Origin of the sequence: Pseudoalteromonas rubra (genome assembly GCF_000967655.1) — a bacterium.
Lineage (GTDB): Bacteria > Pseudomonadota > Gammaproteobacteria > Enterobacterales > Alteromonadaceae > Pseudoalteromonas > Pseudoalteromonas rubra_A.
This window is the reverse complement of the sequence record NZ_JXYA01000052.1, coordinates 46,134-65,761: the sequence shown is the minus strand read 5'-3', so window position 1 is coordinate 65,761 and position 19,628 is coordinate 46,134. Positions and strand designations below refer to the sequence as shown.

The 19,628-nt window shown below is 48.9% G+C and carries 21 protein-coding genes; 15 read left to right on the top strand and 6 right to left on the bottom strand.

The annotated features are described in order from the left end of the window. Window positions 1–11 precede the first annotated feature (11 nt). Both TW77_RS19725 and TW77_RS19720 read right to left on the bottom strand, forming a co-directional pair. Window positions 12–251, bottom strand: a complete 240-nt coding sequence (locus TW77_RS19725) for a hypothetical protein (protein WP_010382493.1) — start codon at window positions 249–251, stop codon at window positions 12–14. 102 nt (window positions 252–353) lie between these two features. Continuing rightward, window positions 354–821, bottom strand: coding sequence for a hypothetical protein (locus tag TW77_RS19720; RefSeq protein WP_046006686.1), 468 nt, complete (start codon window positions 819–821; stop codon window positions 354–356). 89 nt (window positions 822–910) lie between these two features. Between TW77_RS19720 and TW77_RS19715 the strand changes: the two genes are divergently transcribed. Continuing rightward, window positions 911–1,294, top strand: a complete 384-nt coding sequence (locus tag TW77_RS19715; RefSeq protein WP_046006685.1) for a response regulator — start codon at window positions 911–913, stop codon at window positions 1,292–1,294. A 210-nt stretch (window positions 1,295–1,504) separates the two neighbouring features. On the opposite strand, the gene rpsT is transcribed toward TW77_RS19715, so the two are convergent. Further along, window positions 1,505–1,765, bottom strand: a complete 261-nt coding sequence (rpsT, locus tag TW77_RS19710; protein WP_010382487.1) for a 30S ribosomal protein S20 — start codon at window positions 1,763–1,765, stop codon at window positions 1,505–1,507. Window positions 1,766–2,218: 453 nt separating this feature from the next. Here rpsT and murJ point away from each other — a divergent pair, with 453 nt between their 5' ends. The 13 genes from murJ (at window position 2,219) to TW77_RS19645 (ending at window position 16,914) form a co-directional block, all read left to right on the top strand. Continuing rightward, complete coding sequence (gene murJ, locus TW77_RS19705) at window positions 2,219–3,805, top strand: murein biosynthesis integral membrane protein MurJ (RefSeq protein ID WP_275041939.1); 1,587 nt, start codon at window positions 2,219–2,221, stop codon at window positions 3,803–3,805. A 76-nt stretch (window positions 3,806–3,881) separates the two neighbouring features. Next, window positions 3,882–4,802: a bifunctional riboflavin kinase/FAD synthetase gene (ribF, locus tag TW77_RS19700; RefSeq protein ID WP_046006684.1), complete on the top strand. Its 921-nt coding sequence runs from the start codon at window positions 3,882–3,884 to the stop codon at window positions 4,800–4,802. Between the two features lie 31 nt (window positions 4,803–4,833). Beyond that, window positions 4,834–7,662 carry an isoleucine--tRNA ligase gene (ileS, locus tag TW77_RS19695; protein ID WP_046006683.1) on the top strand — a complete coding sequence of 943 codons (2,829 nt, stop codon included), beginning with the start codon at window positions 4,834–4,836 and terminating at the stop codon, window positions 7,660–7,662. A 14-nt stretch (window positions 7,663–7,676) separates the two neighbouring features. Next, window positions 7,677–8,183: a signal peptidase II gene (gene lspA, locus TW77_RS19690; RefSeq protein ID WP_046006682.1), complete on the top strand. Its 507-nt coding sequence runs from the start codon at window positions 7,677–7,679 to the stop codon at window positions 8,181–8,183. Next, on the top strand, window positions 8,180–8,620 hold the full coding sequence (gene fkpB, locus TW77_RS19685) for an FKBP-type peptidyl-prolyl cis-trans isomerase (RefSeq protein ID WP_046006681.1): 441 nt from the start codon (window positions 8,180–8,182) through the stop codon (window positions 8,618–8,620). The genes lspA and fkpB overlap by 4 nt, the downstream gene beginning before the upstream one ends. Then, window positions 8,620–9,549, top strand: coding sequence for a 4-hydroxy-3-methylbut-2-enyl diphosphate reductase (ispH, locus tag TW77_RS19680; protein WP_046006680.1), 930 nt, complete (start codon window positions 8,620–8,622; stop codon window positions 9,547–9,549). Before fkpB ends, ispH begins: the two co-directional genes overlap by 1 nt. Before the next feature lie 12 nt (window positions 9,550–9,561). Beyond that, window positions 9,562–10,605, top strand: coding sequence for a sensor histidine kinase (locus tag TW77_RS19675; protein WP_046006679.1), 1,044 nt, complete (start codon window positions 9,562–9,564; stop codon window positions 10,603–10,605). After that, complete coding sequence (locus TW77_RS19670; RefSeq protein ID WP_046006678.1) at window positions 10,583–11,257, top strand: LytR/AlgR family response regulator transcription factor; 675 nt, start codon at window positions 10,583–10,585, stop codon at window positions 11,255–11,257. The genes TW77_RS19675 and TW77_RS19670 overlap by 23 nt, the downstream gene beginning before the upstream one ends. A 95-nt stretch (window positions 11,258–11,352) precedes the next feature. Continuing rightward, window positions 11,353–11,919 (top strand): type IV pilus modification protein PilV, encoded by a 567-nt coding sequence (gene pilV / locus TW77_RS19665; protein WP_046006677.1) that lies wholly within the window; start codon window positions 11,353–11,355, stop codon window positions 11,917–11,919. A gap of 1 nt (window position 11,920) precedes the next feature. Further along, complete coding sequence (locus tag TW77_RS19660; protein ID WP_046006676.1) at window positions 11,921–12,898, top strand: PilW family protein; 978 nt, start codon at window positions 11,921–11,923, stop codon at window positions 12,896–12,898. Continuing rightward, window positions 12,898–13,386 (top strand): hypothetical protein, encoded by a 489-nt coding sequence (locus TW77_RS19655; RefSeq protein ID WP_046006690.1) that lies wholly within the window; start codon window positions 12,898–12,900, stop codon window positions 13,384–13,386. The genes TW77_RS19660 and TW77_RS19655 overlap by 1 nt, the downstream gene beginning before the upstream one ends. Continuing rightward, on the top strand, window positions 13,386–16,505 hold the full coding sequence (locus TW77_RS19650; protein ID WP_046006675.1) for a pilus assembly protein: 3,120 nt from the start codon (window positions 13,386–13,388) through the stop codon (window positions 16,503–16,505). The genes TW77_RS19655 and TW77_RS19650 overlap by 1 nt, the downstream gene beginning before the upstream one ends. After that, a complete protein-coding gene (locus tag TW77_RS19645; protein ID WP_046006674.1) occupies window positions 16,492–16,914 on the top strand; it encodes a type IV pilin protein in 423 nt (140 codons plus the stop codon). The genes TW77_RS19650 and TW77_RS19645 overlap by 14 nt, the downstream gene beginning before the upstream one ends. Window positions 16,915–16,976: 62 nt before the next feature. Here the strand turns inward: TW77_RS19645 and TW77_RS19640 are convergent, their stop codons facing one another. Continuing rightward, the gene (locus TW77_RS19640; protein WP_046006673.1) at window positions 16,977–17,492 is read right to left on the bottom strand and encodes a GspH/FimT family pseudopilin; all 516 of its coding nucleotides are present in this window, start codon (window positions 17,490–17,492) and stop codon (window positions 16,977–16,979) included. Between the two features lie 204 nt (window positions 17,493–17,696). After that, complete coding sequence (locus TW77_RS19635; RefSeq protein WP_046006672.1) at window positions 17,697–18,236, bottom strand: GspH/FimT family pseudopilin; 540 nt, start codon at window positions 18,234–18,236, stop codon at window positions 17,697–17,699. 134 nt (window positions 18,237–18,370) lie between these two features. Here TW77_RS19635 and glnB point away from each other — a divergent pair, with 134 nt between their 5' ends. Further along, complete coding sequence (glnB, locus tag TW77_RS19630; protein WP_010382451.1) at window positions 18,371–18,709, top strand: nitrogen regulatory protein P-II; 339 nt, start codon at window positions 18,371–18,373, stop codon at window positions 18,707–18,709. Window positions 18,710–18,787: 78 nt separating this feature from the next. Here the strand turns inward: glnB and TW77_RS19625 are convergent, their stop codons facing one another. Further along, on the bottom strand, window positions 18,788–19,549 hold the full coding sequence (locus TW77_RS19625) for an outer membrane protein assembly factor BamD (RefSeq protein WP_046006671.1): 762 nt from the start codon (window positions 19,547–19,549) through the stop codon (window positions 18,788–18,790). Between the last annotated feature and the right edge of the window lie 79 nt (window positions 19,550–19,628).

Here is a 19,628-nt window from a genome sequence, read left to right as displayed (position 1 = left end):
CTAAGGCGTACCTAAGGCGTATTATACTGTTCGTGAGTAAAGAGCTTAAACAGATAAAATGAATTAATCAGAATCAAACCCAGGTTTGAGATCACTGAGGTGTTCATCAGATCGAGGCTGAACAAAATAAACAGGATGCTGCAGGTCGCCAATGCCGCGCCACGCAGCAAGGTTTTATGGTTAATAAAAAAGGCACCAAATCCTAGCACTAGCAGTAATAAATTAAGTAGCCAGTCAAATTCGTTCGGCATGATCGTCAAAGTACTCCAGGTTGTTCAATAAAGGGGCGCCATTATGCGCCCCAACTCGGGTCTCTTCAAACGAGTATTTTTGTATTTTTCAGATTAGTTTTTTTAATCCAAAATCAGTGCCATCAACGCAGAAATAAAGCCTTGTTGTTTGATGATTTGATACTTCTGGCAGGAGTCTGGGTCGCGTTCATCCTGGCAAAGATATAGCGTATTTCGCTCTAAAGCTGGACGAATATGCAGGTTTGAATCAAATAAAACGGGGTCTACACCGGGTAGACCAGGCCAGTATACACTTTGTGCAACCAGACCTATCTTTTCATAGGTAATGAGCTTAGGTTTGGGAAACAGGATAACAAGGAGCAAAATGACTGCGGCGACAATCCAGCGAGTTTTACCAGACTTAGCTTGTGCTTGTTGCGCAGCTGCTAGCTGTGCTTGTTGTTGGAGTTGCTGTTGTTGTAGTGCCTTTTGTTGCTGGGGTGATAAACGTTTTTTTTGTCTGGGTTGTTTTTTCTTTGACCTGGCATCGACCTGACCGAGTAATGCCTGTTTTTTTGGTTTTTGTGCCATGCTTTGCTATAGCCTTTTGTTTGCAGGACTCTATAATAGTTCTATGCTAATAATAGCGCATTTCAATTGACTAGCCCACGGGAAAGGATATGGAACAACAAATCTCTATACTAATTGTTGATGACGTAGGCACTGTTCGCAGTTTCTTGCATCAGACCCTGATGCACTTGGGGATCGATAACGTAAAAGAAGCGTCAACGGCAAAACAGTGTATTACAGCATGTGAGGAGCGGCACTTTGATATTGTGTTCTTAGATATCGAGCTTCCTGATGGAGACGGCAAAGAACTGATAGCAGAGCTGGCCGAAATCAACCCGGATATTAATGTGGTTATGGTGTCTGCCCATTCAACGGTGGATAATGTGAAAGATGCCATTGAGCGGGGAGCGAAAGGGTTCGTTGTTAAGCCATTTTCACCAAAGAAAATTGCCGCAATGTTGAAAAAGTTTTACCCAAAACTGGAGCTTGCTTAGGCCGGTTTGATAGCAGGGTGGTGCCCACATTACGCCCTGTAACATCACATCAAGTTTATACCACTTTCAATTCATACCTGGTCAATTTGAGGGCGCAATTTGGTATTACTGTGCCAAGTATGGATTGGTGCCAGGGCCGCTTGGCCTGGTAAAAACAATCAGGCATAAAAAAACCGACTTACGTCGGCTTTTTCATATCCAAATCCACAATTATAGTGCTTTGATTTTAGCAGCTAGGCGGCTCTTATGACGAGCAGCTTTGTTTTTGTGGATAAGACCTTTAGTTGCGTAACGGTCCAGGATAGGTGTAGCAACAGCGAAAGCTTGCTGTGCAGCTTCTTTGTCACCAGCTTCAATTGCAGCGATTACTTTTTTGAAGTAAGTACGCATCATTGAACGACGGCTTGCGTTGTGCTGACGACGTTTTTCGCTAGTGATAGCGCGTTTTTTTGCAGACTTGATGTTAGCCAAGGTATGCTCCTAACAATCTTAAAATAAGCTTAGTTTAAAGGCCGAGGAATATGCCCTTTTTATTCTTTAAAGTCAATAAAAATTCCCCTCGGCTGGTCAATTTGTTTGCATATCGCACTTGTCCCTAGCCCCTCGCAGCCATAAGCGGCTAGTTGGGTTGCACGACAGCGAGTCTGAAATGATTGGATGCAATCATATTCTCAGATCTCATACCAAGTTAGCGCCTATCTGTGGCACAGCCCCTGGCACTGTGGCGCTATTGTAACAAATACCCTACCGGTCTACTAGAGTGTTTGTGGCAATCCTTTGCATCAACAGGCATTGAGGCCCATTTGCGTTATTATTCACCGTCTATGCGGCTATGAATCGCTGCTGTGTCAGGCTGCTACATCAGTATTTATCTGTACAGGCTTGTGGCATAATTGCGCGCAAATAAAAAAGTGAGGAAAATGCGTGGCGAAGGGGCTGTTTAAATCGGGCATGATAGTGAGTGCCATGACCATGATATCCAGGGTGATGGGGCTGGTCAGAGATGCTGTGGTGGCGAATCTACTGGGGGCCGGGCTGGCCGCGGATGTCTTCTTATTTGCAAACCGTATCCCGAATTTTATGCGTCGTCTTTTTGCAGAAGGCGCCTTTGCTCAGGCATTTGTGCCGGTACTCGCTGAAATTAAAGAGCAGCATGGCGACGATAAGGTCAGGCTGTTTGTTGCACAGGCTGCGGGCACTTTGGGCACTATTTTAATGTTGGTGACCCTGATAGGTGTGATTGGCTCGCCAGTGATCGCCGGGCTATTTGGTACTAGCTGGTTTATTGACTGGTGGCAGGGGGGAGAAAATGCCGAAAAGTTTGTATTGGCCAGCACCCTACTGAAGCTAACCTTTCCTTACTTATTTTTTATTTCTTTGGTTGCGCTCAGCGGGGCTGTATTGAATGTCTATAACCGGTTTTCGGTGGCGGCATTTACTCCTGTGTTGCTCAACATCTCTATTATCAGTTGCGCACTATTACTACATGAGCGGTTTGAGCAAGGCGCTTATGCCCTGGCCATAGGCGTGTTTGTGGGCGGCCTGGTGCAGTTTTTATTTCAGCTGCCCTTTTTGGCGCGGCTTGGCATGTTGTCTAAGCCGAGATTTGCCTGGCAGTCCCCTGAGGTCGTCAAGGTACGTAAACTAATGCTGCCGGCCATGTTTGGTGTGTCGGTTAGCCAGATTAATCTGTTACTCGACACCATTATTGCTGCAGCACTGGCAACCGGCTCAATCGCCTGGTTGTATTACGCCGACAGGTTAATTGAATTTCCACTTGGGCTGTTTGGCGTTGGTATTGCCACGGTAATTTTGCCAGCGCTGTCTAAACTGCACGCAAAAGATAGTATTCAGGAATTTCAGCAAACTCTGGATTGGGGCGTGCGCTTTGTATTGTTTCTGGGGATCCCGGCGATGGCGGGCCTGATACTCATCAGCCCCTTGATTATTTCGGTACTGTTTGGTCATGGCGAATTTGCGCAGAGTGAGCAGGATAATATCGGCGCGGTTAGTGGCGCTGTGACGGCTTATTCAGTCGGCCTGGTTAGCTTTATGCTAATTAAAGTGCTGGCCCCCGGTTTTTTTGCCCGCCAGGATACAAAAACCCCCGTTAAAATCGGCATTATTGCCATGTCTTTAAATATGCTGTTTAACCTGATGCTGGCGCCTTTTATTGGGTACCTTGGGTTGGCGTTGGCAACCGCTTTGTCAGCAACGTGCAATGCGGCCTTGTTATATCGTTATCTCAACCAGGCTGGGGTGTATCGGGTATCACCCTTTACCTTGATGTTCTTCGCTAAAAGCGTCGTCGCAACTGTGGTGATGTCGGGTGTCCTGATATGGCTGAACCAGCTGCTTCCCTGGCGGGGCAGTGACCTCACAGGGCAAATTGGTATATTGGGCCTGCAATTGGTCGCTGCGATACTGACTTACTTCGTTGTTATGTTCCTTACAGGGGTTCGGCTCAGTACGATCCGGGACAGCTCAGCGGCAGGGGTACGTGCTGCATAGGCTTTATTCGCATTTGCTGGCAACTTGGGTATAATCGGGCTTTTAAACTGCTTTAGTAATCACAGGTGTTTGTTGTATGCAATTGATCAGAGGGATCCACAATATCCGACCTCACCACTATGGCTGTGTGTTGACGATAGGAAACTTTGATGGCGTACACCTGGGGCACACCGAGGTACTTAAAGGCCTGGTTGAAGATGCACGGGTACACAATCTGCCCAGTACAGTGATGTTGTTTGAACCGCAGCCGCAGGAATTTTTTGCCAAAGCGCAGGCGCCGGCGCGCTTAACCCGGTTGCGGGATAAGCTCGCGCTATTGGCGGATGTGGGCATAGAGCGCGTGATTTGCGTGAGCTTTAATGCGCGATTTGCCAACTTTCAGGCTGAAGACTTTGTCCGCCAGGTACTCAGTGCCAAGTTGGGCGTCAAAGCGCTGACCGTTGGCGACGATTTTCGTTTTGGCAAAGGCCGGGTCGGAGATTTCGCTATGTTGCAGCGGTTGGGCTGTGAGCTGGACATGGACGTAAAAGATACGCAGAGTTTTCGACAACACAATAGCCGGGTCAGTAGCACCTTGATCCGCGCTGCGCTGGCAGCTGGCGATGTGGTACTGGCTCATGAAATGTTGGGCCACACTTATGCGATATCGGGCCGGGTTATCCATGGTTGGAAGAAAGGCCGTGAACTGGGGTTTAAAACGGCCAATGTGGCGCTTAAACGTCAGGTAAGTCCCGTGCAGGGCGTATTTGCGGTCCGTGTCAGAGTGCATGATACCGTGTATCACGGTGTTGCTAATGTTGGCACTAAACCCACCTTGAATGGCAAGCAGGCATTACTAGAGGTACATATCTTTGATTTTGACCAGGAAATTTATGGTCAATTTATAAAAGTGGAGCTTTTACATAAGCTCCGTGATGAACAAAAATTTGAGTCATTGCAGCAATTAACTGAGCAAATTGCCCAGGATGTCATTGCTGCAAAACACTTTTTTCAATAATTTTAAGTAGCCGATACGGAAAGTAAAGTAAATGAGCGACTACAAGCATACGTTAAATCTACCGGAAACTGAGTTTCCAATGCGTGGCAATTTGGCACAACGCGAGCCCAAAATGCTTAAAAAATGGTACGAGCAAGATCTGTATGGTCAGATCCGAATTGCCAAAAAAGGTAAGAAGCCATTTATTTTGCACGACGGTCCTCCATACGCCAATGGTAATATCCACTTAGGTCACTCTGTAAACAAGATCCTTAAAGATATTATTATTAAGTCAAAGACACTTTCCGACTTCGATGCACCTTATGTGCCGGGCTGGGACTGTCATGGATTACCGATTGAGCTACAGGTCGAAAAGAAAGTGGGCAAGCCGGGCAAAAAAGTCTCTGTTGCTGAGTTTCGCGAAAAGTGCCGTGACTACGCACGCAAGCAAGTCGACGGGCAAAAGACAGATTTTAAACGCCTCGGTGTACTGGGGGATTGGGATCGCCCTTACCTGACCATGAACTTTGATTTCGAAGCCAACGCGCTGCGTGTGCTGGGTCGCATTATCAAGAATGGCCACCTGCACAAAGGTGCTAAGCCTGTCCATTGGTGTACAGACTGTGGCTCGGCATTGGCCGAAGCGGAAGTAGAGTATCAGGACAAGCAATCACCTGCGATCGATGTTAAGTTCGATTTTGTCGACGAACAGGCGCTAGTAAGCGCGTTTGCATTGGATGACGAACATCAGGGTAGCGGTGCTGTCAGCACTGTGATCTGGACAACGACGCCCTGGACCTTGCCTGCCAACCGCGCAGTGGCTGTTCATGGTGGACTAGAGTACGCGCTGGTACAGATTGAAGATGAAGGCCAACAGCAACGTATGGTGCTGGGCTCTGAGCTGGTTAAAGATGCGATGGACCGGTTTGGGTTTAATCGTTATCACGTGCTGGGCTATGCCAAAGGTGCGGTGCTTGAAAACCTGCGTGTTGCGCATCCTTTCTATGACTTTGACGTACCAGTCATCCTGGGTGAGCACGTAACAACTGATTCGGGTACTGGTATTGTTCACACAGCACCTGGCCATGGCCCGGAAGATTTCGCAGCAGGTCAGGCTTATGATCTGGAAGTGGCCAACCCGGTTGGCGCAAACGGTGTATTCCTGCCAGACACGCCAGTGTTTGCCGGTCAGCATGTGTTTAAAGCTAATGAAGCTATCATTGAGCACCTAAAAGAAAAGGGCGCGCTGGTCCATCACCATGCCATGACACACAGCTACCCACACTGCTGGCGTCACAAAACTCCGATTATCTTCCGCGCGACACCACAATGGTTTGTTAGCATGGATCAGGCGAACTTGCGTCAGGATTCTATGGCAGAAATTGGCAAGACTCAGTGGATCCCTGAGTGGGGTGAAAACCGTATTGCAAACATGGTTGAGGGGCGTCCGGACTGGTGTATCTCTCGTCAGCGTACCTGGGGTGTGCCTATTGCCTTGTTTGTTGACAAAGATACCGGTGCGTTGCACCCGCAAACTGAGACCCTGATTGAAGAAGTCGCTAAGCTGGTTGAGCAACAAGGCATTCAGGCCTGGTACGATCTGGAGCCTGCGACTTTGCTTAACGAAGCGGATGCACAACAGTACGTGAAAGTACAGGATACGCTGGACGTATGGTTCGATTCGGGCGTAACACACGCATGTGTGGTTGATGCACGTGAAGAGCTGACGGGCCCGGCAGACTTGTATCTGGAAGGTTCAGATCAGCACCGCGGCTGGTTTATGTCGTCGATGATGACATCGGTGGCCATCAACGGCCATGCACCTTATCGCCAGGTTCTGACCCATGGTTTCACTGTGGATGAGAAAGGCCACAAAATGTCTAAGTCGCTGGGCAATGTCATTTCGCCTCAGGACATCATGAATAAGCTGGGTGCCGATATTCTTCGCTTGTGGGTTGCGTCAACCGACTACACGGCAGAAATGACGGTTTCAGATCAGATCTTTAAGCGTGCAGCAGATCGCTATCGCCGGATCCGTAACACCAGTCGTTACTTGTTGTCTAACCTGAGTGGTTTTAATCCGACGACTGATCTGGTTGCGGTAGAGGACATGATTGAACTGGATCGCTGGATTGTCAGCCGTGCAGCACAATTGCAGCAGGAGATCGTGGAAGCTTACGATAACTACCAAATGTTGGTTGTGACACAAAAGCTGATGAACTTCTGTACCGGTGAGCTTGGTTCCTTCTACCTTGATGTGATCAAGGACCGTCAGTACACGGCTAAGAGTGACAGCCATGCGCGTCGTTCTTGTCAAAGTGCGTTGTACCATATTGCAGAAGCAATGACGCGCTGGATGGCACCTATCATGAGTTTTACTGCGCAAGAGATCTGGGAAGTACTGCCAGGTGAGCGCGGTGAATTCGTGTTCACCGATGTCTGGTATGATGGTTTGAACCAGGTGAGCGAAGGCCAGCTGAGCAACGACTTCTGGCAAGAGCTGCTGGCAGTGCGTGACGAAGTCAACAAAGTACTGGAAAATGCCCGTAAAGAAGAGATCATTGGTGCAACCCTGCAGGCTGAAGTAACGCTGTACACAGGCGGTGATCTGGCAGAGAAACTGCAGACGCTGAAGGACGAACTCAGGTTTGTTCTGCTGACTTCTAAAGCCCAGGTTGAAGTGGTTAACACAACCCCTGAAGACGCGGTTGCGACTGAGATTGATGGCTTGTTTATCTCTGTGAAGGCAACCCAGGCGGCTAAGTGTGATCGTTGTTGGCACCACTGTGAAGATGTTGGTCAGCATGAAGCGCACCCTGAGCTATGTGGACGTTGTGTGACCAATGTTGACGGCGCTGGTGAACAGCGTCAGTTCGCTTAATCTAGGAGTATTGCATGACCAAATCGACCGAGCGTAGTGGTCTGGTGTGGTTGTGGCTGAGTCTGCTGCTGTTTGCAGTAGACTTCGGCACCAAAGCACTGGTAGTCGCAAATATGCGACTCTATGAGTCTATCGAGTTACTGCCATTTTTTAATTTTACTTATATGCATAACTATGGTGCTGCGTTTAGCTTTTTAAGTGAAGCGGGTGGCTGGCAACGCTGGTTTTTAAGTGCGATTGCGGTGGCCATCAGTAGTCTGCTGGTTTACTGGCTAAAAAAGTTGCCAGCCAAAAACTGGCTGTTGTGTAGTGCTTATGCGCTGGTCCTGTCTGGTGCTTTAGGTAATCTGTATGACCGCCTGACGCTGGGTTATGTTGTAGACTTTTTGCATTTTTACTATCAGGACTGGCATTACCCGGCATTTAATGTCGCCGATATGGCCATTGTTGGTGGTGCAGGTTTATTGTTATTTGACGCCATTTTTGGTGACAATGCGGATACGCAGGAGAAAAAGGCATGAGTGAGCAGGTAATAGGCCCACAATCCGAAGTTTTATTTCACTTTTCGATAAAACTGGCTGATGGCTCTGCAGCAGACTCAACGAAAGTACATGACAAGCCAGCCAAACTTTTTATGGGTGATGGCAGCCTGACTGAGAACTTCGAAAAATGCCTGCTTGGGCTTCAAGCCGGTGACAGCAAATCATTTGAACTTGAACCACAAGATGCCTTTGGCATGCCAAATCCGGACAACATTTATTATGTTGATCGCAGTAAGTTTGGCGCCGATACCCCGGCCGAGGTAGGCAGTATTATTGCCTTTACTCAGCCTGATGGTACCGAGCTGCCAGGTCTGGTGCGTGAAGTGGCCGGCGATTCCGTCACCGTTGACTTTAACCATCCACTAGCGGGGCAGAAAGTGACCTTTGAAGTCGATATTTTAGAGGTGAAAAACTAATGGAGATCTTACTCGCCAACCCGCGTGGATTTTGTGCCGGCGTTGATCGCGCTATCAGCATTGTTGAGCGTGCGCTGGATATCTTCGAAAAACCCATCTATGTGCGTCACGAAGTGGTGCACAATAAATATGTGGTTGACGGCCTACGCGCACGCGGTGCGGTGTTTGTTGAAGAGCTGGACCAGGTGCCTGACGAAAGTATCGTGATCTTCAGTGCGCACGGCGTATCTCAGCAAGTACGTCAGGAGGCTAAGCGCCGTGAACTGAAAGTGTTTGATGCGACCTGTCCTTTGGTGACCAAAGTTCATATGGAAGTCACCCGCGCCAGCCGAAAAGGGACAGAGTGTGTGCTGATCGGCCACCACGGACACCCGGAAGTGGAGGGCACGATGGGCCAGTATGATAACCCTGCTGGTGGGATTTATCTGGTCGAGACACCCGAAGATGTGACAGCGCTTGAAGTAAAAGATCCCAGCAATTTGTTCTATTGCAGCCAGACCACGCTATCTGTGGACGACACCTCAGATGTCATTGAGGCACTGCGGGCTAAGTTTCCCCAGATCCATGGTCCGCGTAAAGACGACATCTGCTACGCCACGCAAAATCGTCAGGATGCGGTCAGAGATTTGGCTAACAAGGTTGACTTGTTGCTTGTGGTTGGGGCAAAGAACAGCTCTAACTCAAATCGACTGCGCGAACTTGCCGATAAAATGGGCACGCGAGCATTTTTGATCGATGATGATAAGTGCCTCGAAGCGAGCTGGTTTGAGGGCGTTGGCAAAGTCGGTGTGACAGCCGGTGCGTCAGCTCCCGAGGTGCTGGTTCAGCAAGTGATTGCCCGATTGAAAGCGCTGGGCGGTGAAACCGTGGTCGAAAACCCTGGACAGGAAGAGAACGTGGTCTTCGCCGTGCCTGTCGAGCTCAGGTAAGCTTCCCTGACCATGGATAAGTCAGAGGCAATTGGCCTGGGACTGTTAAAAGCCATGGTGTCTGAACGAGGCGTATTGGCCATGCTGATCGCCTCGCAATCCCTTTCTTTTATTTACACGCTCGCCGACTATGATGACTTCTGGCTGACGCTGGGCCTGGTCAGTTTATTTACCCACAGCAACGCCTTATTGTCTTTGGCACTCATTGCATTGATCAGTGTTTTCAAAGTATCTAAACCGCAGCAAAATGGTGTGCTTGAGCTGAGCATCGTATTTGTGGTGTTCATCAGTGTGTGTATTGGCTTGAGCATAGGGATCCAGTTCACGCCTTTGTCTTCGCATGTGCCAATTGACTGGGGGCCAGTGTTTAGCCACAGTGCTATTTGCTGCTTTGTGGTGGTGATCTTACTGTATTTTATGTCTATCTATATCGACAATGTCAATGCACTGGCACTGGCGTCACGCGCAGAAATTGACGCCCTCCAGGCACGGATCCGACCGCATTTTTTGCATAATACCCTTAATACGCTGGCAGAACTGACCCATGAAAATGCCGCAGACGCAGAGCAGGCCGCATTATTACTAGCACGTCTGATGCGAGTGTCACTGGCCGAAAAGAAATGGCACACCATTGCCGATGAAGTGGCCTTAACAAAAGATTACCTGAGCCTGGAGCGCTTTCGCTTTGAGCAAAGACTACAGGTTCAATGGCAGATTGAAGACGCTTTACTGAGCGTGCCCATTCCGACCTTAACCCTCCAGCCTTTGGTCGAGAATGCGGTATTACACGGCATAGAAAAGCGCGTTCAAGGCGGCACCATTCACATCCAGATTGAGCAAGTGGATGAGGTGATTATACTGCGTGTGACTAACCCATTGCCTCATTCAGTACATCATTCCAGTGGCAATGGTATTGCCACTAAAAATATCGATAAACGACTGTCTCTGTACTATCAGCGCCGGGCTAGTTTGAGGATTGAGCGAGATAGTGATAAATTCGTAGCTACCATCCTTTTACCTGACACCGGAGCTTATGAATTATCTGATTTTGGATGATGAGCCAATCGCCAGAAGGCGGTTACGGCGCTTGATGTCGGAGTTTGATCATTTCACGTGTGTGGCAGAAGCCGCTGATGGCACTGAAGCGTTACAATTGTGCGCGCTTCACTCACCGGATCTGGTGTTTCTGGATATTGCCATGCCGGGCATCGATGGGCTCGAGGTCGCCGGTCAGCTCAGAGAGCAAATGCCAGAGTGTAAAATCGTCTTTGTGACCGCGTTTGCCGAGCATGCTTTGCGGGCGTTTGATCTGCTGGCGGAGGGTTACCTGGTTAAACCGATAGATAAAGAACGTCTGGTTGCGCTACTGGAACATATCTATGGTGAACAAATGCAGCGACTGCAATACCAGGTTGGCCATGATACGCGCTGGGTGGCCGTGTCTGATATCCTGGTTGCCAGAAGCGACGAGCGTTATACCCACATCTATTTTACCGGTGGTGAAGCGCTCATCGATATCCCATTAAAAAAGCTCGTGGCCGCATATCCCCGGCACTTTGTGCAGGTGCACAGAAACACCTTAGTAAAAAAACAAGCTGTTCTGAGTCTGGAATCTGTCGAGGGCAGTCACCGCGTACGACTGGAGGGGTTTGCTGATCCCATTACCGTGAGTCGCCGTGCTGCAGCCAGCTTTAAATCGCTGTTCTGACCATTAAACCCAGCTGATTGACCGTTGAGACCACGACCAGGTTCGTGCAGAAGTGATTCATTATATTATGTAGTGGAGCAAATAGACTTTGAAAAATGATGGCAAACACTGTGTGCATTAACGCAAATCGCGGATTTACCCTTTTAGAATCGCTTATCGCGTTTATGGTGCTGAGCTTTGGCCTGCTGGGTGCGGTGGCACTGCAGGCAAAAGCCAAGCAAGCCAGTTTCGATTCGATGCAACGCGCTGCTGCTGTTGCACTGGCTGGCGACATTATGCAGCGGATCCGCAGTAACGACACGCTAAATTTGGAAAACCAGTACCAACAAGTATTTAGCAGCACCGCAACGGTGAATGGCAACAATAGCTGCTTCAATAACGTTTGTACCAATAACCAAATTGCTGCGATGGATCTGGAGCAATGGATCATGGCCATTCAGGCCCGTGAAAATACCGGTTCACTTGATGATACCACAGTGTGTATCACCACAGCGCCAGTGGCGGGCTCAGATGGACGGGGGTTTGACGTCACCGTGAGTGTGGCCTGGGCTGGCCGACAGGCATTTGCAATGAATGCTGCCAATAAGGCGATAGATTGTGGCGAAAACAATGACTTTCGGCGCGTGGTTAGTATCAACAGCTATATTCTGGTGAGGGATTAAGATGAGACGCTCAGGTTTCACGCTGGTTGAGCTACTGATCTCGATGTTTATCGGGGCACTCCTGCTCGGTGGGGTGGTGACGGCTTATGTCAGTATGAAAGTGACGACCCGCGATACGATGGCCATTGGCGAATTACAGGAGGTTGGTCGTTTGACGCTAACTTTGCTGCGACGCGATCTTGAGCAGGTTGGCTTTTGGGGGACGTTTTATGATCAAGGGTTGACTACGAACAACTCAACCAGCCCGGCTAATCCAGTCAATGATTGCTCTGATGGCCTTAATAATGGCAGTTTTCCAAATACGGATCAGACTAATTTCCGCTCTATTTTTGCAACGCAAACAAATGGAGAAGCACTGGGCTGCATTGCAGGAGCTAAAAATAATACTGAGGTCTTACAGCTCAAGTTTCTTGAAGGTCAGCAGCTCATTCAGGGCAACAACCCACAACAGAGCCGTTACTATTTTATCGCGCAGCAAGAACAGGGCACGTTTGTAGCGGGGAGTAATTACGTTGCACCACCGACCAATAATGCGACAACCTGGCCATATAGCCATCACGTGTATTACATCGAAGAGCAGCCTATTCGCATTAACAGTCAGACTGTCACAACACCTATTTTAATGCGCAGAAGGTTGACGGTGGGCGGTGGTATGAACGCAGAAGCCGTCATAGAGGGGGTTGAGGACATTCGCTACTTGTTTGGTCTGGATACCAATGGTGACAGCCGGGTGGATACTTACCGCAGTACACAGAATATGACAGCCGGAGACTGGGAACGCTCGGGTGGTATTCTAACAGTCCAGATCATTGCACTGGTTCGGGTATTGGAGCCCGATGCGGGCCTGGAGCTAAAAAGCCAGACATACACGCTTGGTAATGACCCGGACAAGCGTACCTTAACCTTCAATGACAACTATCGGCGTACGGTATTTTCGACGACCATTCAGCTTTATAACATGGGGATCTCAACATGGTAATGGCACATAAACAGCAGGGTATGGTGTTGATTGTTTCTATGGTGCTTATTGTGGCCGTGATGAGCGTTGCGGTGACCCTGATGAGCAGCAGTACCATAGATATCAAAGTGACGAATGCAGCGCAGGAGCGTGAAGCGGCCGAAGCCTTACTAATGGGTGAAGTACAGCGGTTGATAACACGGGAAAAAGCCCAACGTGGCAATAGTGTATTTAACTCGCTCAATGGCCAGTTTTTGAACGCAAGTGATGAAATGGTCAGCCGCACCATACACGTTGATAACGAGCTTAACCTGACGAGCGCGCAGTCGAATCTCAATAGTGGTCAATTGTTGCTTGAGTGTCCCCGTGTGTTTAATTTTACCGAGGGGCTCAGCTGTGTCATCACTGAAGTGCAAAGCAGTGTGCAATATGGTGACCAGTCACGGCACGATGTGACTGTGGTAATAGGTATTGCGCAAGAGGTGCTCAGTAACCGGGAGAATCAATAATGTGGCATAAAATTGTACTGACCCTGAGCGTTTTACTGATATTCAGCACCCAGGCCGAAGACATTGAGCTGTTTGTAAAGCACGATATTTCGAATTCAGAAAAGTCGCGGGTATTGGTCGTATTTGATACCTCAGGCAGTATGGCGTGGGATGTTAAAGATGGCCAGCGCTGCTATGAGTATCGCAGCGGACGGTTTCGCAGCATAGACTGCTTTGATTCATCACAGACGAGTAAGCGTTGTTACAAGGTGCGTAATGGCTGGTATCGGGAGTCAAATTGTGGTGACAGCCGGTTAAAAGTAGCCCAGGATGCCATCACTACGCTGGTAGATGATAATCCCGACTTTGATATTGGTTTGATGCGACTCTATTCCAGCTCTGGCGGCTATGTACTCAATGGTTTGGGAGCCGACCAAACGACGTTAAAAAGCAAAATTGCTAACCTGCCGGCCAGTGGTAATACGCCTCTGTCTGAAACGCTCTGGGAGGCGTACCTTTATCTGACCGGAAAGAGCGTCTTGTATGGTCGAGATAAGAGTGACCGTGACCGCAGTATTGAAAGCAACGGAGTTTATATTTCACCGTTTAAGCCGGACCCACTTTCGCCTAAGCGTTGTGATACCTCTACTAATATTATCCTGATGACCGACGGCGACCCGACTAGTGACTCGGCGCGCAATACGGATATCTACAATAAATATGTGTCTACCTTTGGCACAACGCCAAGCAGAGTGTCGAATAATTACCTGAACTCACTGGCCAAAGTGATGAGAGGCACACCGGAAACTCAGGTGGACCTTTACCCTGCAACGCCGCAGGAACATGATTTCGCCCGCACCTATACCATAGGGTTTGGTACCGGAATGTCGAATGCAGGTAAAGCTTTGCTGGAGCAAACCGCGCTAGATGGCGGTGGGGAATACAAGCACGCCAATACGGCTTCAGAGCTGTCGGAGGCTCTGAAAGCCACAATTACTAATATCCGTGAAAAAAGCGACAGCTTTTCGTCGCCTTCGGTATCAACCAGCAGCTCAGACCTGAGCCGTAGTGGGGATTCAATCTACTACACCATGTTTTACCCTGAAACCCATACCCGCTGGCGCGGCAACCTTAAGAAGCTTAAGGTAAAAGGGTCGGTGATCCACGGTATGGGGAACGAAAGTCATGCCATTAACGAAGAAGGGACCATCGCTGATAATGTCACGACCTACTGGTCTCAGCCAGGCTCCAAAGATGGCTCTAAAGTGGGTGTCGGTGGCGTAAATTATCAACTGTCCAGACAAACCACGCGTAAGATCTACTCAGATTATGGTAAGGGCACCTTAATGTCGTTTGACTATGCGACCGCGCTAATTGCGGCGGGCGGTGACCTGAGCAAACTTAGCACTTTGTTTTCCGTTGACAATGCTGGCGTACTGCCCAACGTGATTAACTGGTCCCGGGGTATTGATGTCAATGATGAGAACAATAACAACTCAACTCAGGATAGGCGCAGCACCATTTTTGGCGATCCGCTGCACTCCAGGCCTGTGACCATTGACTATGGTAATGGTGATCAGCGAGTCGTTGTTGGTACCAACGCGGGCTTCTTACATATGTTCAAAGATAATGGTGATACGGTCACCGAAAGCTGGGCGTTCGTACCAGGTTCATTGTTAGATATCCTTAAGCCGCAAATGGATCGTCAGGACGACACTAAACTCTATGGAGTTGATGGGCCGATAACCGTTTACTTCTGGGACAAAGATGATAATGGCATAGTTGATAGTGGCGAGCGAGTGTGGCTCATTGTGGGCTTGCGCCGTGGCGGCAATGAATATTATGGCTTTGATATAACCTCACCAGATAACCCCAGATTACTCTGGGGCGGGCCGATAAAAGGAGGCGTGGCACCATATGAGGAGTTAGCGCAAACCTGGTCAAAACCACTAATCACCTTTATTAAGGCAAAGCCAGACACGCCGATGGTTATCTTTGGAGGCGGATATGACACCAATAAAGACAATGCCTTGTTTAGCGAGGACAACAAAGGTCGCGGGATTTATATTGTTGATATAGAAACTGGTAAACCATTTTGGAGTTTGACCGCTGACAACGGCTTTAAGGGTAAACACAGTATCGCTGCTGACGTCAGCACGATTGACTCTGATTACGACGGTTATACGGACCGTATTTATGCCACGGATACCGGGGGCGGAGTATGGCGGTTTGACTTACCCGGCACAAAACCCAATGACAGTGAGACCCCCTGGACGCACTTTCAGCTGGCAAACCTCAGTGGTGGAACCGATAACAATAAACGGCGCTTTTTCTATCGTCCGGTGGTTGCTCGCACCTACTTCTCTAAGGTCTCAACCAAAACGGTAAATGGTCAGACGGTAACCATTCGTCGGGACATCCCCTATGATGGTTTGCTGATTGGCAGTGGTAACCGGGCTAAGCCTACATCAACCTCTGTACAAGACTTTCTCTACATGATCAGGGATGAAAACACTAAAACCCAATCATTTGACCGTGAGACGACACCGGATGTTATTCGGTCCTCGGATTTACTGAATGTAACAAATGATCCGTTTTATTCCCGCCTTGATGATTTCGACAGGTTTGTGGAAAAAGAAGCCGAGCTGGGGGCGGCCAAGGGCTGGAAGTTGAAACTGGGCAATGGCGAGAAGTCTATGTCTGCCGCGACTGTTCTTGCGGGTGTGGCCTATTACACCACCTTTACCCCGGCCAGTGTCGAAGTGAACGAATGTTCGATCACCGCAGGTAAAGGGCGGTTGTATGTTTTGCACCTCAATTACGGCATGCAGATGTTAGATCAGCGCAGTTACCAGACCACCGCCGAAGTGCCGGACACGCCCAGAGTCCACTTCAGTGAGCATACTAACGAAGATGGCAGTACCACGATTAAAGCCCAATTGATCAGTCCAATCGTTGTGGTTGATGGTGGCGACCCAATTGGAGACACGATAGAGCCGGTTGAGCCAGACGCCGCTGAGCCATACCGCAAGCCGGATAACACTGTGGGTGGTCCGACCGGAAATAACGCGGTCGAAATTAAGATGCAAACACGGCTGTTGTACATTTACAAAAAAGAAGAGCATGATGAAAAGAACTAAGCGCACAGAGCAGGGCTTTACCCTGATTGAGATGATGATCACCATTGCTATTCTGGGGATATTGGCGAGTATTGCTTATCCCAGCTATTCGGAATATGTCAGACGCGCAGCCAGAGCGGAGGCGGCGGCAACCTTGCTGGATGCGGCGAATAAACAAGAGCAGTATTTTGTTGATAACCGCCAATATGCCAGTTCACTGGCGGACCTGGGGTTGCCGACGACCACAGAAAATGATTACTTCTCGCTAGAGATTGTGTTGAATAATGATTTAAACGCTTTTTTGATCAGAGCGTCGGCAAGCGGTGGTCCGCTGGCAGGTGACACTGAGTGCACCACCTTGACTATTAACAACCTAAATGTCCGGGGCAGTACAGGCACATTCACCGCTGACCGCTGTTGGGGTCGATAGCGAACATAGGCCCGCGTTATATAGCGAAGTTCAAGCAGAGCAGGGCGTTAAGGCTCTGCTTGTCACATGCATTTGTTGGTCTCTCTGAGCCGACTGCGTCCAACCACACTGATTGACAATGCCAGGCCAAGACGGTCACCCGTGAGGCGTTGTGTACAATACACAAAGGTACCATTGCCAAACCCCTTTAACGTGCCGGTATGTTTAAAAGTGATTGCCGCTCGTGGGTAATCCAGCGTATCTGATGAATGTACTTCAGAGAGCACCATCAGTTTTACATCGTTTTTGTCAAAGGATGCGCGCTCACCCCGATCGGTAAAAATGGTGAGTTCCTGATGCCACAAGTTTGTGCAACGGTTTTTAACCAGGGGGCAAATCGTGACTGGTGTCTGATGTGTTATCGCATGCAGTCGCGCCAAAGTCAGGTGGCGGTCAAGCAACACCAAAGCCTGTTTAGCTCTGTCCTGTTCAGTTATCGAATGTACCGCCGGTGCTGCAAGTAGTAAAAAGACGCCAAACAGCGCCATGCTGATAATCAATTCAAGTAGGGTAAACCCACCAATAGTCCTTAAGGCCATGAGTATGCATCCGTGCATCAGTCATAGTGTTAGCCTAGTTGTTTGAGCCCCAACCGCAAGGCATATGAGTAAATATCATTGTCGGGCGTGGCTGGTGAGGTGGGCGCGCTTTTTTTCAGCCTCTTTTACTGATGTAAAAAAGTGAATTCCTACGAAAGTAGCGACTCAATTACAGGTTAAAGCATAACCGCGCAAGCTGATGCCTTAGTCACAGGTGAGAGTTGTGTCACCACGGTAGAGTGCAGAGCCCACAACACTGACCTCCAGTTGTTGATTTGGAAAATCTGTCGCAGCGGGGCAATAAATAAAGCTGCTGGTCTGCTGCATCGCGGTGCGACCGCTAGAGTCAAAGCGCAAGCTGGCTGCCGGAAAGGTCAGGCTATCATTATTAGGGACTCGTTCCATCACGCGCAACAAGTCGTCGGCTCCTGTGTTGTATGCGCCGTTATTGTTTCTGTCGAGAAAGACAGCGATCCGGTTGGTCTGCCAATCGTTCTGACAGACAAAGCTGCTGTTGGTTTCAACCAGTACTGCGGCTGCCGGGCATATAACGATGATCTCATCGGTTGCAGTCGCTTGTGCCCTGGCAAAAGTTATGGTGCGCTTAAGTTCTCTCAGGTAAGCTTCGGCGCGGGTTGAGGTGGTCAGGCCGCCGCTGAATGAGAACGCCAGTGTGGCCAGTACACCCAAAATAGCAATAGTGATAACTAACTCAAAAAGCGTGAAGCCTGTATTTTTTCTCATGATTACAGCCAAAAACAGGAATAAAGACTACTTATTATAGTGCGTCTTTTTGTGTATTTATTCAATTGCTTTGTTTGCCTTGTTTTATGGGATTGTCTAAAATCGACGCATTACCAAAGGGATAAGAATCAACCATGAAAAAGATAGAAGCCATCATTAAACCATTTAAGCTGGATGACGTGCGAGAAGCGTTATCCGATATAGGTATTACCGGTATGACCGTGTGCGAAGTCAAAGGGTTTGGCCGACAAAAAGGGCACACCGAGCTATATCGTGGTGCGGAGTATATGGTCGACTTTCTGCCAAAAGTGAAATTAGATATTGTGTTGGCAGAAGAAGACGTAGACCGGGCTATCGACGTGATTTTGAAAACGGCTCAAACCGGCAAAATTGGTGATGGTAAAATCTTTGTCACCGAAGTCGAACGTGTCGTCCGTATCCGTACCGGCGAGGAAGACGAAGAAGCCATCTAAACCCTATTTCACTCAAATAAAAACGCCGGATGCTGTGTGCGATCCGGCGTTGTTGTATTCAGTATCAATAATGGGTGCTTAGCGCTGCTGATTCAGCTCTTTTGCTTTGCGGGCATTCTCGCTTAACTCATCCAGCCCTAACATAGCATAACTTTTTTCCATCATTTCAAGTGCAGGTACCAGGTAGCTGCTCTGAGAAAAATGCTCAACCACATACTTGCCGCGGTTCGCGGCAGCCAGGTATGCCTCTCGTTCAAAGTAGTAGTTGGCGACTTTCAGCTCATAACGCGCCATCTTGTTAAGCAGCCATGCCAGGCGTTTTTTGGCCTCCGGGACATATGTACTGTCCGGATAGTTTTTCACAAGCGTTGTCAAATCCTGAAAAGCAACCCGTGTGCGGCTCGGGTCACGGTCTGCGCGATCGATACCAAAGTATTCCTGAAAACCGTTCTCGTCTGCTTTGATATTGATTAGGCCTCGCATGTAGTACATATAGTCGAGGTTTTTATGGTTGGGGTTCAGGCGCAAAAAGCGATCCACTGTGGCCAGCGCTTGCTCGGTGTTCCCGGTCTGATAAAAAGCGTAAACCAAGTCCATCTGTACCTGATGAGAATAAGGACCAAACGGGTAACGTGAGTTGATGGCACTGAGTAGCTCGATGGCACGTGCATACAGGCCTGAGTCGAGTGTTTGCTTGGCATCTTCGTACAATGCTTGCACAGATTTATTTGGTACGCGTTCGATTTCTTCTTGTTCTGGGGCGGATGAGCAAGCTGCTAATCCCAATACAGATGCGCTCAGTACGATTGCAAAAGCGCGTTTTCCCAACGTCTTTATCATTTTATTTTACTACCTTCGTTATCAGGCTAGGCCAAGTCGGCAAAACCGAGTAAACTATGCATTTATGCGATTCTAACCC

What these genes read in the sequence shown, in the direction of transcription:
- TW77_RS19725 (WP_010382493.1), bottom strand. Translation starts at nt 251, where the DNA reads ATGCCGAACGAATTTGACTGGCTACTTAATTTATTACTGCTAGTGCTA.
- TW77_RS19720 (WP_046006686.1), bottom strand. Translation starts at nt 821, where the DNA reads ATGGCACAAAAACCAAAAAAACAGGCATTACTCGGTCAGGTCGATGCC.
- TW77_RS19715 (WP_046006685.1), top strand. Translation starts at nt 911, where the DNA reads ATGGAACAACAAATCTCTATACTAATTGTTGATGACGTAGGCACTGTT.
- ribF (WP_046006684.1), top strand. Translation starts at nt 3,882, where the DNA reads ATGCAATTGATCAGAGGGATCCACAATATCCGACCTCACCACTATGGC.
- ileS (WP_046006683.1), top strand. Translation starts at nt 4,834, where the DNA reads ATGAGCGACTACAAGCATACGTTAAATCTACCGGAAACTGAGTTTCCA.
- lspA (WP_046006682.1), top strand. Translation starts at nt 7,677, where the DNA reads ATGACCAAATCGACCGAGCGTAGTGGTCTGGTGTGGTTGTGGCTGAGT.
- fkpB (WP_046006681.1), top strand. Translation starts at nt 8,180, where the DNA reads ATGAGTGAGCAGGTAATAGGCCCACAATCCGAAGTTTTATTTCACTTT.
- ispH (WP_046006680.1), top strand. Translation starts at nt 8,620, where the DNA reads ATGGAGATCTTACTCGCCAACCCGCGTGGATTTTGTGCCGGCGTTGAT.
- TW77_RS19675 (WP_046006679.1), top strand. Translation starts at nt 9,562, where the DNA reads ATGGATAAGTCAGAGGCAATTGGCCTGGGACTGTTAAAAGCCATGGTG.
- TW77_RS19670 (WP_046006678.1), top strand. Translation starts at nt 10,583, where the DNA reads ATGAATTATCTGATTTTGGATGATGAGCCAATCGCCAGAAGGCGGTTA.
- pilV (WP_046006677.1), top strand. Translation starts at nt 11,353, where the DNA reads ATGATGGCAAACACTGTGTGCATTAACGCAAATCGCGGATTTACCCTT.
- TW77_RS19660 (WP_046006676.1), top strand. Translation starts at nt 11,921, where the DNA reads ATGAGACGCTCAGGTTTCACGCTGGTTGAGCTACTGATCTCGATGTTT.
- TW77_RS19655 (WP_046006690.1), top strand. Translation starts at nt 12,898, where the DNA reads ATGGCACATAAACAGCAGGGTATGGTGTTGATTGTTTCTATGGTGCTT.
- TW77_RS19650 (WP_046006675.1), top strand. Translation starts at nt 13,386, where the DNA reads ATGTGGCATAAAATTGTACTGACCCTGAGCGTTTTACTGATATTCAGC.
- TW77_RS19645 (WP_046006674.1), top strand. Translation starts at nt 16,492, where the DNA reads ATGAAAAGAACTAAGCGCACAGAGCAGGGCTTTACCCTGATTGAGATG.
- TW77_RS19640 (WP_046006673.1), bottom strand. Translation starts at nt 17,492, where the DNA reads ATGGCCTTAAGGACTATTGGTGGGTTTACCCTACTTGAATTGATTATC.
- TW77_RS19635 (WP_046006672.1), bottom strand. Translation starts at nt 18,236, where the DNA reads ATGAGAAAAAATACAGGCTTCACGCTTTTTGAGTTAGTTATCACTATT.
- glnB (WP_010382451.1), top strand. Translation starts at nt 18,371, where the DNA reads ATGAAAAAGATAGAAGCCATCATTAAACCATTTAAGCTGGATGACGTG.
- TW77_RS19625 (WP_046006671.1), bottom strand. Translation starts at nt 19,549, where the DNA reads ATGATAAAGACGTTGGGAAAACGCGCTTTTGCAATCGTACTGAGCGCA.